This is a genomic window from Streptomyces sp. NPDC051776 (assembly GCF_040681345.1).
Classification (GTDB): Bacteria; Actinomycetota; Actinomycetes; order Streptomycetales; family Streptomycetaceae; genus Streptomyces.
Map to the genome: position 1 here is coordinate 1 of NZ_JBFAYQ010000017.1, position 15,912 is coordinate 15,912.

Here is a 15,912-nt window from a genome sequence, read left to right on the forward strand (position 1 = left end):
AGCCGACGTGCTCTTCGCCATGCTCCGCGACGGCACCTTCTACGACCCCAAGCCCGCCCCCACAGGTTGACGAAACCCATAGGGACACCCCCCCGCCACGCGGCTCACTTCAGCCCCCAGGCCGCACCCGAACCCGCACCGGAATGCCACCCCCGCCCGCCAGGGGGATGATGGGAATGGTCCCGAGCCGCGGTCCAGCGAGCCCGGCCCAGGAACGCGCGGTACCGCCGCGATGCCCGGGTCCAGCGGGCCGTGGCCCGCCGCCCCGTACCCGTGCGGCGTACATCTCGTGCCCACGCGGCGTACATCGCCCGCGCGGCGACGGGCACGGACCGGACCGCGGGAGGCCTCTGCGCTCCCGCCGGAGGTGCACATGCTGCATACGCCCGTCTGTGACCTGCTCGGCATCGACGTTCCCCTCATCTGCGCGCCCTTGGGCCCGTGGGAGGAGGTCGGGCTGGCGGCCGCCGTATGCGAAGCGGGCGGTCTCGGGAGTCTCGGTACGGCCGTCCGGACCGTCCCAGCCCTCAAGGAGCAGTGGTCCGAGCTGCGGCGGCTCACCGACCGTCCGTTCGCGATCAACCACACGGCGCGACCGCTCGACGAGGACGCCTTCCAGGCGACGATCGAGGACCACCCCGCGGCCATCTCCTTCCATCTGGCCGTCCCCGCCGATCTGATCGAGCGCGCCCACGAGGCGGGCATCCTCTGGATCCAGCAGGTGATGGACTCCGAGCAGGCCGCCGACGCCATCGACGCCGGGGCCGACATCCTCGTGGCTCAGGGCGGCGAGGCCGGGGGGCACGGCGGTGACGTGAGCACCATGGTGCTGGTGCCTCAGGTCGCTGACATGGCGGGCGATACGCCGGTGATCGCCGCCGGCGGGGTCGCCGACGGGCGGGGGCTCGCCGCGGCGCTCGCCCTCGGTGCCCAGGGGGTGGCCATGGGGACGCGCTTCCTGGCGTCGGTGGAGATGAGCGCGTCGGAGGCATGGAAGGAGCGCATCGTCGCGGCGGACGCCCGCGACGCCGTCAAGGCGACCAACAGCGAACGGATCCTGCCTCCGTACACCGAGCCCGGCAGTTACGGCGTACCGCGCTCGCTGCGGACCGCCCTGGTGGACAGCCTGCGCGAGCACCCCGAAGAGGTCGATCCGGCCGAGGCCGTACCGCGCCTGATGGAAGCCATACGCGGCGGGCGCGGCGACGAGTATCTGCCCTTCACCGGACAGTCGGCCGGGCTCGTCCACGAGATCCTGCCGGCGGGCGAGATCGTGCGGAGAATCGTCGAGGAGGCGGAGAGCATCCTCGCCGGGGCGGCCGCTGCGCTCGCCCTCGGTGCGGCGGACTCAGCGGACTCACCCTGAACCGCCGCACCTGCCCAGCGGGCGTCGGCCGGCGCCGCACCGGAATCCACTGGTGCGCCCGCGCCCGCGCGGCGGTCGTCGCCCCTCAACTCACGTACACCTCTCGACTCCCGCAAGCCCCTCAACTCACGTACACCCCTCAACTTCCGCACGCACCCCTCGACTTCCGCACGCCCCTCGACTCCCGCACGGCCTCAACTGCCGTACACCCCTCGACTTCCGTACACCCCTCGACTTCCGCACGCCCCTCGACTCCCGTACACCCCTCGACTCCCGCAAGCCCCTCGACTCCCGCACGGCTCTCAACGCCCGTGCCCGTGCTCCGGATGCGTCAGGTTGACTCCCGTCGCCGGGTCAAAGATGTGTGCCTTCGCCACGTTCACGCACAGCTCGATGCGCTGGCCCTCCCGGGCCGGGGTCGCCGCGTCCAGACGGGTCACGACTTGGTGGCCGCGGCTGCCCGCGTCCGTCAGGCCGGAGTCCGTCGCGAGCTCCTCCAGCTCGTCGGTCATCGCGCGGTGGCCCTCCTCCTCGAAGTACACGAACGCGTCGGAGCCCACGGACTCCACGACGCCCACCGTGGTGGAGAAGGTGTGGAACGTGCCACCCCGGCTGGTGTCCGCCAGCGACAGATCCTCGAACGCCTCCGGCCGGAAGCCGACGATGAGGTCGCGGGGGGCGTTCTGCCGCTCCAGGTCCCGGCGGGTCCGGTCGTCCAGCGGAAGGTCGCCGATGGAGGTCCGCAGGACACCGTCCTCCAGCGTGGCGTAGAGGAAGTTCATCGCGGGCGAGCCGATGAAGCCCGCCACGAAGAGGTTGCGCGGCTCGTCGTAGAGGTGCTGCGGCGTGCCGACCTGCTGGACGACGCCGCTGCGCAGCACCACGACGCGGTCGCCGAGCGTCATGGCCTCGGTCTGGTCGTGCGTGACGTACACCGTGGTCGTACGGAGCCGCTGCTGGAGCATGGAGATCTGGGTCCGCATCTGGACGCGGAGTTTTGCGTCCAGATTGGACAGCGGTTCGTCCATGAGGAACGCCTTGGGGCTGCGGACGATGGCCCGCCCCATGGCCACCCGCTGCCGCTGTCCGCCGGAGAGGTTGGCGGGCCTGCGGTCCAGATGCTCCGTCAGATCGAGGATGCGGGCGGCCTCGTCGACCTTCTCCCGGATGGTGGCCTTGTCGACCTTGGCCAGGCGTAGTGCGAAGCCCATGTTGTCCCGCACGCTCATGTGCGGGTAGAGGGCGTAGCTCTGGAAGACCATGGCGATGTCGCGGTCCTTGGGCGCCTTGTCGTTGACGATCCGGTCACCGATGCGGAGGGTGCCCTCGGTGATGTCCTCCAGGCCCGCGATCATGTTGAGCGTGGTGGACTTGCCGCATCCGGAGGGGCCGACGAGGATCACGAACTCCCCGTCCTGGATGTGGAGGTTGACGTCGCGTACCGCCAGGGCACCGTCCGGATACCGCTTGGTGATTCCTTCGAGAATGATCTCGGCCATCGGTTCAGCCCTTCAGCCCTTGACCGCGCCGGAGGTCAGTCCGGCGACGATGCGCCGCTGGAACAGCAGCACGAAGACGATGATCGGTACGGTGATCACCACGGCGGCCGCGGCGATCGATCCGGTGGGCTGCTGGAACTGCGAACTGCCCGTGAAGAACGCCAGCGACGCCGGCACGGTCCGTGCCGCCTCGGTGGAGGTCAGGGAGATCGCGAAGAGGAAGTCGTTCCAGCAGAAGATGAAGACGAGGATGGCTGTGGTGAAGACGCCGGGTGCGGCCAGCGGGGCGATGACCAGCCGGAAGGCCTGCGCGGGCGTGGCGCCGTCGACCTTCGCCGCTTTCTCCAGGTCCCAGGGGATCTCGCGGAAGAAGGCCGAGAGGGTGTAGATCGCCAGCGGCAGCGAGAAGGTCATGTACGGGATGATCAACCCCGGCCAGGTGTCGAAGAGTCCGAGAATCCGCTCGATGTTGAACAGCGGTGAGACCAGCGAGATCGGCGGGAACATCGCGATGAGCAGCGACATGCCGATCAGCAGCCGCTTGCCGGGGAAGCGCAGCCGGGCCACCGCGTAGGCGGCCATGGTGCCGAGCGCCACGGCGATGGCGGTGGCGATGAGCGCGATGCCGACCGAGTTGATCAGGGCGCGGGTGAACTCGGAGGTTTCGAAGATGCCGCGGTAGTTGGCCCAGGTCCACTCGGACGGGAAGAAGTTGCCGTCCGTGAGGGTGCTGGGCGCCTTGAACGACAGGGCGACGATCCACCACACCGGGAACAGCGCGTAGAGGACGACGACCAGGTTCACGACCGACCATCGGGCGACGTGCTGCTTGCCTGCCTCCGCCATCAGCGGTTCACCTCCGAGCCGGGTGCGGCCGTGCCGAAGAGCTTGATGAAGACGAACGCGATGAGCGAGACAGAGAGGAAAATCAGCACCGAGACGGCCGACCCGACGCCGAGGTTGAGCGCGGTGAAGAGGTTGTCGTAGCCGACGATCGACACGGACGCCGTGCCATGCGCGCCGGCCGTCAGCACGAAGATGTTGTCGAAGATCCGGAAGGCGTCCAGGGTCCGGAACAGCAGCGCCACCAGGATCGCGGGCTTCATCAGCGGGATGGTGACGAGGAACAGCCGCTGCCAGACCCCCGCGCCGTCCACCATCGAGGCCCTCAGCGTCTCCTCGGGGACGAGCGCGAGCCCGGCGAGGAGCAGCAGCGCCATGAACGGGGTGGTCTTCCACACCTCGGCGAGGATGATCAGCCCGATGGCCTGCCACTGCTCGGTGAGCGGCGCGCTGCCCTCGGGCAGCAGCGCGGCGAGGTAGCCGGTGTCCGGGGTCCACGCGAACTGCCAGGAGAACGCCCCGACGACGGTGACGATGCCGTACGGGACGAGGATGGCCGTACGGACCGTGCCGCGGCCGAAGATGGTGCGGTGCATGACGAGCGCGAGCGCCATGCCGAGGACGAGTTCGATGGCGACGGAGACGACGGTGACGAGGAGGGTCACCCAGAACGCCTGCCACCAGAACCCGGAGGAGAGCACCGCCCCGTAGTTGCTGAAGCCCACGAACTCGGCCATCGCGGGGAAGCGCAGGTCGTAGCGCTGGAAGGAGAGATAGACGGCGTAGGCGATCGGATAGGCCGTCACGGCGAGCATGACGAGGACCGCGGGGGTGCACAACAGCCAGCCCAGGCGCCGCTCCTGGCGCGCCCCGGCCGACAGCGCGGCCCGGGTGTCATTCGCGGGGCCGCCGGCGGGTTCCGGCCGGGTGCTCGGTGGTGTGGTCACGGGATCAGCCCCTCGGACTGCAGCGCGTCGTTGATCTCGGCTCGGATCTCGTCGACCGCGCTCACCGGTTCGATGTCGGCGGGCGGCGAGAGGGTGTGGGAGATCACGATCGAGACGTTCTGGTACGCCGGGGTCTTGGGGCGGACGCTTGCCGTCTCCAGTGCGCCCAGCACTTCGCGCGCGAAGGGGTAGTCCTTGGCGAGCGCCTTGTCGGTGTAGAGGTCGCGCAGAGTCGGCGGCAGGCCGCCTTTGAGCGCGGCGGTGAGCTGGTTCTGCCGGTTCCGCAGGCACAGCGCCGCCTCGAAGGCCAGGTCGGCGTGGCGGGAGTAGGAGCTGATGGCGAGGTCGATTCCGCCGATGGTCGGCCGGGACGGCCGGTTCGCGTCGACGCGGGGGTAGGGCGCCCAGCGGAAGTGGGGGAAGAGCTTGGGGTTGTTGGCCTTCATCGAGGGATAGACGAAGGGGTAGTTGATCTCGAAGGCTGCGGTGCCGGACTCCATGGCCAGACGGTTCTGGTCCTCCATCTGGTTGGTGAGCGAGGGGTCGGCGGCGGGTGAGCGGGCGAAGTCGCGCATGACACCGGCGGCTCGTACGGCGGGCGGGCCGAGCGAGGGCCGCAGGCCGTCGGGCGTCATGATCGAACCGCCGGCCGACTCCACGAGCGAGTTGAACCAGACCGTGAGCCCCTCGTACTGGGCTCCCTGGATCTCGGCGAAGTGCGGCTTGCCCTGCTCGGCCAGGGCTGCGGCCATGTCGGTCATCTCCGCCCAGGTGGTGGGCGGCTTGCGGACCAAGTCGTCGCGGTACCAGAGGAGTTGGGTGTTGGCGTTGTACGGGACGGCGAAGAGCTTCCCCTCCCAGGTCGCCGTCTGTACCGAGGTTTCGAGGGTGCCCCGGACCGCCTGCTCCCGATTCTGTCCGGTCCACGGCCGGATCCAGCCCGCCTCGGCGAACTCGGCGGGCCAGGTCACGTCGAGACCGAGGATGTCGAGCGAGGAGTCCTGCGCGGAGAGCCGGCGGACGAGTTGCTGCCGCTGACCGTCGGCCGCCCGGGGAAGCTTGTGGTACGTGATGGAGTACCGGCCGTCCGAGCCCCGGCCGCAGTCGTCGGCCGCCTTCTGCAGGGCGCCCGAGTCATCGGGGAAGTTGTACCAGTTCAGCTCCGTGGGGCCACCGGATTCACCACCGCCCCCGCAGGCGCCCAGTCCCAGCGCCAGCAGAGGCAGGACGGCGACGAGGACGCGCCGCCGCCGGCGTGCGGATGGGGTGCGCCCGCGGTGCGGCCGTGGCCAGGAACCCGGGGAGCGGCGTCCCGTGACCGGGCGGGCTCGTCGATCCATGCGCCCTCCACCTCGTGTACGGAGTCGGCGCCGGCGGGCGCGCGATGACCCTCCGTACCGTCGTCGGCATCGGACCTTAGACCTCGGACATACCGATATCAAGCTCCCTTATCGGGCATAGCGCACGGTCGGCGCAGGGGGCATCGTTCGGCGCCGGGCACCTGCGGCCGGATCCGTCGGCGCGGCCGACTCGAAGTCGTACGGCCGCTTTCGGCCTCCGGGCGCCGTGCCCGTGACGTACGAGACGCGGGCGCCGGGCGCGCATGGCGATGTCCCCCGGCTCTCGGGGAAGCCAGGGGACATCACCACCGACTCCGGTCGCGGCGGCCGGAAGACCGCCTCGACCGGCTCCGATCATCCGCAGCGGGTCCGGTCAGGAGCGACCGGTCCTCGCGCGACGGCGTACGACGACGATCCCGACGCCGAGGGCCGCCGCGGCGAGCGCGCCACCGGCTGCGAGCTCCGCGGCGCCAAGACCGCTCTGGGAACCACCCTCACCACCGCGGGTACCCCCGCGGGGGTGGCGGGTGACGGTCACGGTCGTGGTGGCCGTGACGCGGTCGCTGCGGCCGTCCGCACGCGCGCCGCGGTTGGCGCGCATCCAGTCGCCGCCGCCGGAGTCGCCGGAGTCGCTGTTGGTCTCGGCACCGGCGTCCGCACGGCCACTGCCGCCCATGTCGCTACCGACGTCGGCGCGGCCGGTGTCCATGCCGCTGCCGGAGTCCTCACGGCCGTTGTTCAGCCCGCTGCCCGAGTCCTCACGGCCAGTGCCCATGCCGCTGCCCGAGTCCTCACGGCCAGTGCTCGCGCCGCTGCCCGAGTCCTCACGGCCAGTGCTCGCGCCGCTGCCCGAGTCCTCACGGCCGGTGCCCATGCCGCTGCCCGAGTCCTCACGGCTGTTGCCGCCGCTCATGTCGGCACCCGTGTCATCACGAGGACCGCCGTCGCCGCCCCGGCCGAGGATGCAGGTGCCCCGGACGGTGTACGTGCCGGGCTCGATGTGGCGGTGCACCTTAAGCGTGCCGCGGAAGACGTCGTGGTCCGAATCCTTGAAGAACACCACTCCGGCACGGGAGCTGCCTTCGGCACGCTCGGTGCCCCGCGGACAGAAGAGGGTGAGGCTGACCGTGCCGCCCGGGCGGACGGAGTCCGGGTGCGCGATGAGACGCGCACGGTCGCCGCCGCCGGAGGGGCGGCCGTCAACCGGCTGCGCGGCGATGGCGACGGGGGCCGCCAGGGAGACGAGGGCGCCGGCGGCGAGGGCGACACCGGCTGTGCGGTTGAGTCGCACAGGAACTCCTTCCCGTGGACGCGAGTGCGGGGCGGTTGCCCCGCGTGGGTGGGGCGCCCGCGTCCTACGGGTCCAGGGAATGCGCTCCCGGGCGAGCCCGCGCGCTGACGGACCGTCAGTGATCACCCGGGCGGGGCCGCCCACCCGAGCCGACAGGTCGTCACTTTCCCAGGTCAGGGGTGTGCTGTCCGCCATTCGCCGCAACGCGGAAAGTTACGCTGCACAGAGGACAGGCCACTGGCCCTCCATTTGGCCACACCCGGTCCGGCCGCTCCAGCCGCGCAGGCCAACGCCCCCCGTACGCCGGGGAGCGCATCCCCCTACGCGCGCTCGCCCCGCACGCGAACCGTGGCCCGTAAGCGCTCGCCCCCGCACGCGAACCGTGGCCCGTAAGCGCTCGCCCCCGCACGCGAACCGCGGCCCGCACGCGGGGCACAGCCCCTCCGTGTGCGGGCCGATGCGGGAGGGCGGGCGCGCCCGTCTCCCGCACGCGGCTCGCCCCGTCGTTGACAGTACGTCCCCCGCGACACTCGGCACGGCCCGACGCCCCGGGCCACCGCACTCCCGCGCGCTAACCGCCCAGCGCCCGCGACACCGTGTAGATGACCAGGCCCGCCAGCGCGCCGACGACCGTGCCGTTGACGCGGATGAACTGCAGGTCCCGGCCGATGTGCGCCTCGATCTTCCGCGACGTCTGCTCGGCGTCCCAGCTCGCCACCGTCTCCGTGATCAGCGCCGTGATCTCGTCCTGGTACGTCGTCACCACATGGACCGCCGCGTCCTCGAGCCAGCGGTCCACCTTCGCCTGCATCCGCTCGTCGGACGCCAGCCGTTCGCCCAGCGACAGCAGCCCAGTACGCGTCCGCAGGCGCAGTTGGCTGTGCTCGTCCTCCGAGGCCGCCACGACCATCTGCCGCACCGAACCCCACGCGGAGGCGATGACCTCCTGCACCTCGCCGCGCCGCAGTACGTCCGTCTTCAGCCTCTCCACACGCGCCCGCGTGTCCGCGTCGGACTGGAGGTCGGCCGCGAAGTCGGTGAGGAAGCGGTCCACGGCCCCACGCGCAGGATGGTCCGGCATGTCGCGCATTTCGCTGGTGAACCGCAGCAACTCCTTGTAGACCCGCTCGCCGACGCGCTTGTCCACGAAGCGCGGCGTCCAGCCGGGCGCCCCACCCGTGACGGCCTCCACCACCGAATCGCCGTGCATCACCAGCCAGTCGTGGGCCCGTACGCACACCAGGTCCACCACCCTGCGGTGCCCGCCGTCCCTGACGACCTTCTCCAGCAGCGCGCCCAGACCCGGCGCGACTTCCTGGGCGTCGGCCCGACGAGTGATGGCCTCGGCGACCACCGCCTGGACGTCGGAGTCGCGCAGCACCCTCAGTGCGCCGCGCAGCGCGGTCGACAACTCGGCCGTGACCCGGTCGGCGTTGGCGGGTTCGGCCAGCCAGCCGCCCAGTCTGCTGCTGATACCGACGGACCGCAGCCGCAGCCGTACGACATCGGAGGACAGGAAGTTCTCGCCCACGAAGTCGCCGAGCGTACGGCCGAGGATGTCCTTCTTCGTCGGGATGATCGCGGTGTGCGGGATGGGCAGCCCCATCGGCCTGCGGAACAGGGCGGTGACGGCGAACCAATCGGCGAGCGCGCCGACCATCCCCGCCTCGGCCGCCGCGGCCACATACCCCGCCCACGCGCCGTCCGCACCCGCGGTCTGCCGCCATTCGGCGAGCGCGTAGACCACCGCGACCAGCAGCAGCAAACCGGTCGCGAACGTCTTCATCCGGCGCACGCCGCGCCGCCGTTCCTCGTCCGCCGCGCTGTAGGCGAAGGCACCCCGCGGGACGGCGGATGAGGCGGCACCCGGCCGGGCATCCTTCACCCCACCGGCTCCATCACCTTTGTCCGTCCTCGTCCGGTCCATCCGCTCCACCCGTTCACGAGTCCTGCCTGTGCATTGTCATCATGTGACGCGCTACCTGACCTACTGATGGAACGCTCCGGGAGTTCCCGGCGTCTGTCAGAGCGGGCACCGCACAGGACCCCCCGCCGGGCGATCACACCATCGTGGGATCATGATGGGTCCGTCGGATCGAGCGCCGCCGCAGTCGCCGCCGACCGCCCGTCACCCCTACCCAAACCGGAGCCGCGGGCTCCCCTGTTCGAGGAGAACGCCGAGCATGACCAAACGCCATGGTTATGCCCTGCTGGCCGCGCTCGCGGCAGTTGTGGTCCTCATCTCCATCGCGATATTCATCGGGGTGGGCGGGAGCAACGAGTCCTTCAACAACGCAGCACCCCGTAAGCCGCGCGGCTCTGCCGCACCCGCCTCGGCGGGCACCTGGGTCGGCACCTGGGCCACCTCCCCGGCAGCGGCGGAGCCCAACACCCCGAACGGTTATGCGGGGATGTCCATCCGGAACGTGGTACGCACCAGCGTCGGCGGCACCGGCGCCCGCATCCAGCTCTCCAACCTCTACGGCAAGAAGCCGCTGACGATCAGCCACGCCACCCTCGCGCTGGCCGCCGCCCCCAGCAACCCCACCGCCGCTGCGGGCACCCTGCGCCGACTCACCTTCTCCGGCAACCCGTGGGTGACCATCCCCATCGGGCAGTCCGTCACCAGCGACCCGACCCGGCTGAACATGCCGGCCGCCGCCGACCTGCTCATCACCACGTACTCCCCGGCCCCTTCCGGGCCGGTCACCTACCACCCGCACGCACGCCAGACCTCGTACCTCGCGCGCGGGGACCGGGCCGAGGACGTGGCGGGCACGGCGTTCACCGAGCAGACCCCGTCCTGGCGCTACCTCACCGCCGTGGACGTGCTGACCAACGAGGCCCGCGGCGCGGTCGTCGTCCTCGGCGACTCCATCACCGACGGCATCACCTCCACCGCGGGCGCCAACCGCCGCTTCCCGGACTTCCTGGCCGAGCGGCTGCGCAACGAGCCGGGCGCGCCCCGCTACAGCGTGCTCAACCACGGCATCAGCGGGAACCGGGTGCTCAGCGACGGCAACCTCTTCCCGCCCGAGAACCCCAGCGCGCTCAACCGGGCCGAGCGTGACGTCCTCAAAGCCACCGGCGTCCGGGCCGTGGTCGTCGAACTGGGCGTGAACGACATCCTCCGCCCGCCGCAGCAGACCGACCCGCGGAAGATCACCGACGGTCTGCGCCGCCTGGTCCAGCAGGCCCACGCCCGCGGACTGCGGGTCGTCGGCGGCACTCTCACCCCGTTCTACGGGCACCGAGGCTTCACACCCCGCCTGAACGCCGTACGGGAGCAGGTCAACACCGAGATCCGCGCCGGACAGGTCTTCGACGAAGTCGTCGACTTCGACCGGGCCCTGCGCGACCCCGCCCAGCCGCTGCGGCTCCTCCCGCGCTACGACGCGGGCGACCATCTGCACCCGAGCGACGAGGGCTACCGCGCCATGGCCCAGGCGCTCGACCTGGCCCACCTGAAGGGATCGGCACCGGCCCAGCTCTGACGCTCGCACCCACGGACGAAGCGAAACGGGAACGGGCCGGGAACGGGCCGGGAACGGGCCGGGGCCCACGGGTCCCGGCCCTCCCGCTTCCGCCCCCTCGGACACGCGAACGAGGCGTCACCAGGCTCCGGCCGTACGGGGACGCTGCGACTACTCAAGCTCCTTGCGCGGATCCCGCTCCCGCTCCTCGCGCTCCCGCTCCAGCCGGGCCCACTCCTGCCGCTCGGCTTTCAGCCGCCGCCGCTCCGCCCTGGCGAGCCTGCGCTCCACGGACACCCCGCCCCAGAAGGTGAAGCCGCTCACCACCACGCGGGGAGCGCCCCGCTCACCGGGCTCCTCCGCCGCACTCCGGTCGAAGCCGCCCATGACACCGACGCCGCGCACATCGACCTCCACCCCGGGCGGCACGACGATCTGGACCCCGCCCATGACCGTGAAGCACCGGATCTCCACCTCACGATCCTCGAAGCGGGCCTCGCGCAGATCCAGCTCTCCCCCACCCCAGAAGGTGAACGCGGTGAAGCGGCGCGGCACGGTCCACCGGCCCTTGCGCTGGAAAGCGCCCATCACGGCGATGCCCTTCGAGGAACTCGCCGGGCCCCCGATCCGCTCCCGCCAGTCACCACCCGCCGCCGGCTCGCGCCCCGCCGCCGCGCCGGAGCCCGGCAGATCGCGCGTCAGCGGCTCCAGATCGGCGTAGGTACGGGCCTGGTACGCGGCCCCCAGCCGCTCGTCGAACTCCTCCATGTCCAGCCGGCCCTCGGCCAGGGCCTCCCGCAGGATCTCGGCGACCCGGTCGCGATCGGCGTCGGAGGCCCGCAGCTCGGGCAGATCAGGGCGCTCGCTCATAAAGAACACCCTATGCGGGCCGTGCCGTTCCTCACAGTGCCGAACATCCGCGTACAGCTTGGCCACGACCCCCTCGATCACCGGCTCCCGCACCGGCAGATCCACCAGCCGATAGCCATGCGCGATCGCCTCGACCACGGGTGCCGCGCACTGCCTCGCCGGGAACGCGAGCCACCGCCGCGGCCCGTCGACGCGCACCGTCCGCGCGCCCGGCACCGCGCAGATCGGCGGCACCTCCCGCTCCAGATCCACCACGAGCATCCGCTCGCTCTACGCCCCAGCAACTCCCGCCCCGTGTACGTGCCCAGGCAGACGTCCGCCGGGACGGGTAGACGTCCGCCGGGACCTGGAGGAGCGATGACCACGGCAGCACGCGCGCCAACGGCGTACACCTGCATCGCCCTCTGGGGCGAGCGCCCGCGGCTGAGCGGCTACGAGTTGCCCGAGGTGCCGACGTATGTCCGGCTCGGCGAGACGCTTCTGATGATGTGAAACCGAAGAAGGTGTCGGTGAACACACCCGCCGCGATGGCCGCCCGATACATCGCACAGCGCCGGAAACCGCGCACGGCCACAGCCCGTACAACCGCATGACCCACGCCCCCGGCGCGCGGCCCTCCCGCACAAGGGGGAGGAGCTTAGTCACGATACGGACGGTCTGCCATCGGGTATTCACGCGATGGAGTGGTTTGAGGGAGCCAACCGGCCTGTGACAGAGCGGTCCTGAGAGCGCGCCGACCGATCCGTACGGGGCCGAGAATGCGACAGTTCCCTACGGGACGGGCCTACCACGCGAAACGGAGTCCCCGCAGATGAGCAGCCATCCGCAGCGGCAGACCGACCGCGGCACGGCACCTCTTCCCGGCCGGGTACCGACCGGAGGCGTCCCGGCGCAGCCGCCCCGGCCGCTCCACCAGACCCGGCCGCCCCGGCCGAAACGGACCGGGGTGCGCCGCTTCCTGCCCACCTGGCGCATGGTGCTCGGCGGCGTCCTGCTGTTCCTGCTCGCCCTGACCGGCGCCTTCATCGCCGGCTACATGCTGGTCGAAATCCCGCCCGCCAACGCCGCCGCCGTCAAACAGAGCAACGTCTACCTCTACGCGGACGGTTCACCGCTCGCCCGTGACGGCGACGTCAACCGCGAGAACGTACCCCTCACTGAGGTGCCCAAGCCCGTCCAGCACGCCATCCTGTCCGCCGAGGACCGGGACTTCTACTCCGAGTCCGCCGTCGACCCCCAGGCCATGGTCCGCGCCGCCTGGAACACCGTGACCGGCAAGGGCCGCCAGTCCGGATCCACCATCACCCAGCAGTACGTCAAGAACTACTACCTGGCACAGGAGCAGACCCTCACCCGCAAGGTGAAGGAGTTCTTCATCGCCATCAAACTCGACCGCGAGAAGAACAAGGACGAAATCCTCACCGGCTACCTGAACACCAGCTACTTCGGGCGCAACGCCTACGGCATCCAGGCCGCCGCCCAGGCCTACTACGGCAAGGGCTCCGCCGACCTCACCACCGCCGAGGGCGCCTACCTCGCCGCTCTCGTCAACGCCCCCAGCGCGTACGACGTTTCGGCCCACCCCGAGAACAAGGCCCGCGCCGACGCCCGCTGGAACTACGTCCTCGACGGCATGGTCAAGGAAGGCTGGCTGGCGCCGACAGAACGGGCCGCCATGACCTTCCCCAAGCCCGGCAGAACCAAGGCACCACCAGGCATGTCCGGACAGCGCGGCTATCTCGTCGAAGCCATCAACACCTACCTCAGCGGCAGCGGCGCCATCGGCGAGGACACCCTCCAGGCCGGCGGCTACCGCATCACCACCACCCTCGACAAGCGCAAGCAGAGGGCCATGGCCGACGCGGTGAAGACCCAGCTCATGAGCAAGCTGAGCACAGCCAACCCCGTCGACCGCTACGTCCGGGCCGGCGGCGCCTCGATCGACCCGCAGACCGGCCGCGTCGTCGCCATGTACGGCGGCATCGACTACACCAAGCAGTACGTCAACAACGCCACCCGCCGCGACTACCAGGTCGGCTCCACCTTCAAGCCGTTCGTCTTCAGCTCCGCCGTCGAGAACGGCTCCACCACCCAGGACGGCCGCACGATCACCCCGGGTACCCTCTACGACGGCAGCAACCGGCGCGAGGTGCAGGGGCGCAGCGGCCCCACCGGCTACCGCCCCGGCAACGAGGACGGCACCGACTACGGCGAGATCACCGTCGCCGAGGCCACCGACAAGTCCGTCAACTCCGTCTACGCGCAGATGGGCGAGGACGTCGGCACGGAGAAGGTCAAGGAGACCGCCATCGCCCTCGGCGTCCCCAAGGAAGCCCCCGGCCTCGCCGAAGCCCGCCAGTCCGTCGCCCTCGGCGTCGTCAACGCCAGCGTCCTGGACATGGCGAAGGCGTACGCCACGCTGGCCAACCACGGCAGACACGGCACGTACACCCTCGTCGACAGAATCACCAAGGGCGGCCAGGACGTGTCACTGCCGAAGCGGGCGAACCAGGCCGCGATCCCCCGCCAGGCCGCCGACACCACGACATCGATACTGCGCAGCGTCGTGGACAACGGCACCGGCACCGCCGCCCAGTCCGCCGGACGCCCCGCAGCCGGCAAGACCGGCACCGCGGAGGAGGACAAGGCCGCCTGGTTCGCCGGCTACACCCCCGACCTCGCCACAGTGATCGCCGTGATGGGACAGGACCCCAAGAGCGGTGAGCAGAAGCCGCTTTACGGGGCGACCGGGCTCGACCGCATCAACGGCGGCGGATATCCGGCGGAGATCTGGGGCCGGTACACGGCTGTGGCACTGCAGAACACCGCCGCGAAACCCTTCCGCCTGCACCTCCAGCCGGGCGCGGAGACCGAACCGAGCGAACCGGAGGAGTCCGAGTCGTCCGGATCGCCGTCCGCGTCCAGCGGATCGCCCTCGGGGAGCCCGTCCGGCTCACCGCCCTCCGAGACCCCGACGACAGGCAGCCCCCGGCCCCCGAGCACGGTCCCGCCGTCGTCGCCGACGCGCGTCCCGACGACGTCGGGGTTCACGCCGCCGGACGAGGACGAGTTCTTCCCCGACGGGTTCTAGATCCAAAACCCGTCTTCGGAGTCCCGTCTGCCCGGCGGCGTCCGGCTCGCCCAGCTAGCGCTGGGAGGTGCCACCACCCCAGTCACCGCTGGGCCCCCACGCCGAGTTGGCGTCGTCGTACGCAGTGCCGCTCTCCTCGTCCGCGTTGCGATCGCACGCACCGGACGCCGCGGGGGCGGCCCTTCGGGTGGACGACGCCACGTCGAAGACGGGCCCGGGCACGTGAGCCGGGAACTCCGCGGCTCCCGGCCCCGGGTTCGCCGCATTCCGGCAGGCGCCCTTTCGCCATTCCGGCATCCCGGCTTTCGCCATTCCGGCTTTCGGCTTCCGGCTTCCGGCATTCCGATGTCCGCCCCCCAGCCGTCCCGGAAGGGGAGGCGGAAGGTTTCTCCAGAGCCGGAAGCGTGCGAACGATCGTCGAGTGACTCGAGTGACGGGAATGTCAGAGGTAGAGCCCGGTCGAATCGTCGGACCCCTCCAGCCGCTCGGCGGCCACAGCATGCAGATCACGCTCGCGCATCAACACGTACGCCACCCCGCGGACCTCGACCTCGGCACGGTCCTCCGGGTCGAAGAGAACCCGGTCCCCCGGCTCCACGGTCCGTACGTTCTGTCCGACCGCGACCACCTCGGCCCAGGCGAGCCTGCGGCCGACCGCCGCGGTCGCCGGAATGACGATGCCACCGCTGGAACGGCGCTCCCCCTCGGGGATGTCCGTGCGGACGAGCACCCGGTCGTGCAGCATCCGGATGGGCAGTTTGTCGTGGGTAGCGTTCGTGCTCACGCCATGACCGTACCTGCCCCGGGACGGGGGAAGCGCGCGCAGGGGTCCTAACCGCGGCGACGGCGCGTGGACGCGGCCAGCAGGCCCACGACGGCAACGGCGGCGAGCGCCACCGGAACAATCCGCTCCAGCCGCGGCGAACCGTCGTCGGAGACCAGCTTCCCGCGGACGTCCGACACCGCACGGTTCACGGCCACGTACGCCCGGCCCGCGGTACGGTCGACCGCCGAGGCCGCCCTCGCCTTCGCGTCGCCCACGATCGTCCTGGGGTGCACCCGCACCGCGATCTCGTCCAGCGTCGCCGCGAGCGCCTGCCGCCTGCTGGCGATGTCCGCCTCGATCTGCGCCGGGGTCCTGGCTTCCGACACCGCGCTGCCTCCGTCGTCTTGGGTTGTCCGTGATGGACAG

The 15,912-nt window shown here is 71.0% G+C and carries 14 protein-coding genes and 1 pseudogene; 4 read left to right on the top strand and 11 right to left on the bottom strand.

Features of this window, described 5'->3' with window-relative positions:
* Window positions 1-373 precede the first annotated feature (373 nt).
* Window positions 374-1,366, top strand: coding sequence for a nitronate monooxygenase (locus AB0M26_RS15580; RefSeq protein WP_365260500.1), 993 nt, complete (start codon window positions 374-376; stop codon window positions 1,364-1,366).
* 302 nt (window positions 1,367-1,668) lie between these two features.
* Here AB0M26_RS15580 and ugpC read toward each other — a convergent pair whose 3' ends face one another.
* The 6 genes from ugpC to AB0M26_RS15610 form a co-directional block, all read right to left on the bottom strand.
* Window positions 1,669-2,865, bottom strand: a complete 1,197-nt coding sequence (ugpC, locus tag AB0M26_RS15585) for a sn-glycerol-3-phosphate ABC transporter ATP-binding protein UgpC (protein WP_365260503.1) — start codon at window positions 2,863-2,865, stop codon at window positions 1,669-1,671.
* A 12-nt stretch (window positions 2,866-2,877) separates the two neighbouring features.
* Entirely contained in the window at window positions 2,878-3,711 is an 834-nt protein-coding gene (locus AB0M26_RS15590; RefSeq protein WP_365260506.1) for a carbohydrate ABC transporter permease, read from the bottom strand.
* Window positions 3,711-4,655 (bottom strand): sugar ABC transporter permease, encoded by a 945-nt coding sequence (locus AB0M26_RS15595; RefSeq protein ID WP_365260509.1) that lies wholly within the window; start codon window positions 4,653-4,655, stop codon window positions 3,711-3,713. Before AB0M26_RS15595 ends, AB0M26_RS15590 begins: the two co-directional genes overlap by 1 nt.
* Window positions 4,652-5,995 carry an ABC transporter substrate-binding protein gene (locus AB0M26_RS15600; protein WP_365260512.1) on the bottom strand — a complete coding sequence of 448 codons (1,344 nt, stop codon included), beginning with the start codon at window positions 5,993-5,995 and terminating at the stop codon, window positions 4,652-4,654. The genes AB0M26_RS15595 and AB0M26_RS15600 overlap by 4 nt, the downstream gene beginning before the upstream one ends.
* A 373-nt stretch (window positions 5,996-6,368) precedes the next feature.
* Window positions 6,369-7,286, bottom strand: coding sequence for a hypothetical protein (locus AB0M26_RS15605; protein WP_365260515.1), 918 nt, complete (start codon window positions 7,284-7,286; stop codon window positions 6,369-6,371).
* A 571-nt stretch (window positions 7,287-7,857) separates the two neighbouring features.
* Window positions 7,858-9,213: a DUF445 domain-containing protein gene (locus tag AB0M26_RS15610; protein ID WP_365260518.1), complete on the bottom strand. Its 1,356-nt coding sequence runs from the start codon at window positions 9,211-9,213 to the stop codon at window positions 7,858-7,860.
* Between the two features lie 256 nt (window positions 9,214-9,469).
* Between AB0M26_RS15610 and AB0M26_RS15615 the strand changes: the two genes are divergently transcribed.
* Window positions 9,470-10,780, top strand: a complete 1,311-nt coding sequence (locus AB0M26_RS15615) for an SGNH/GDSL hydrolase family protein (protein WP_365260521.1) — start codon at window positions 9,470-9,472, stop codon at window positions 10,778-10,780.
* 150 nt (window positions 10,781-10,930) lie between these two features.
* Here the strand turns inward: AB0M26_RS15615 and AB0M26_RS15620 are convergent, their stop codons facing one another.
* Window positions 10,931-11,629 (bottom strand): DUF1707 domain-containing protein, encoded by a 699-nt coding sequence (locus AB0M26_RS15620; protein WP_365260524.1) that lies wholly within the window; start codon window positions 11,627-11,629, stop codon window positions 10,931-10,933.
* A gap of 357 nt (window positions 11,630-11,986) precedes the next feature.
* Here AB0M26_RS15620 and AB0M26_RS15625 point away from each other — a divergent pair, with 357 nt between their 5' ends.
* On the top strand, window positions 11,987-12,121 hold the full coding sequence (locus AB0M26_RS15625) for a hypothetical protein (RefSeq protein WP_365260787.1): 135 nt from the start codon (window positions 11,987-11,989) through the stop codon (window positions 12,119-12,121).
* A gap of 1 nt (window position 12,122) precedes the next feature.
* Here the strand turns inward: AB0M26_RS15625 and AB0M26_RS15630 are convergent.
* Window positions 12,123-12,227: pseudogene (locus AB0M26_RS15630) on the bottom strand (ABC transporter permease); the annotation flags it as partial.
* A gap of 213 nt (window positions 12,228-12,440) precedes the next feature.
* Between AB0M26_RS15630 and AB0M26_RS15635 the strand changes: the two are divergent.
* Window positions 12,441-14,720: a transglycosylase domain-containing protein gene (locus AB0M26_RS15635; protein ID WP_365260527.1), complete on the top strand. Its 2,280-nt coding sequence runs from the start codon at window positions 12,441-12,443 to the stop codon at window positions 14,718-14,720.
* 54 nt (window positions 14,721-14,774) lie between these two features.
* Here AB0M26_RS15635 and AB0M26_RS15640 read toward each other — a convergent pair whose 3' ends face one another.
* The 3 genes from AB0M26_RS15640 to AB0M26_RS15650 all read right to left on the bottom strand — a co-directional run bounded on the left by AB0M26_RS15640 (window position 14,775) and on the right by AB0M26_RS15650 (window position 15,872).
* On the bottom strand, window positions 14,775-14,942 hold the full coding sequence (locus AB0M26_RS15640; RefSeq protein WP_365260530.1) for a hypothetical protein: 168 nt from the start codon (window positions 14,940-14,942) through the stop codon (window positions 14,775-14,777).
* Window positions 14,943-15,162: 220 nt separating this feature from the next.
* Window positions 15,163-15,504: a co-chaperone GroES gene (locus AB0M26_RS15645; protein ID WP_360849218.1), complete on the bottom strand. Its 342-nt coding sequence runs from the start codon at window positions 15,502-15,504 to the stop codon at window positions 15,163-15,165.
* A 47-nt stretch (window positions 15,505-15,551) separates the two neighbouring features.
* On the bottom strand, window positions 15,552-15,872 hold the full coding sequence (locus tag AB0M26_RS15650) for a DUF3618 domain-containing protein (RefSeq protein WP_365260533.1): 321 nt from the start codon (window positions 15,870-15,872) through the stop codon (window positions 15,552-15,554).
* Between the last annotated feature and the right edge of the window lie 40 nt (window positions 15,873-15,912).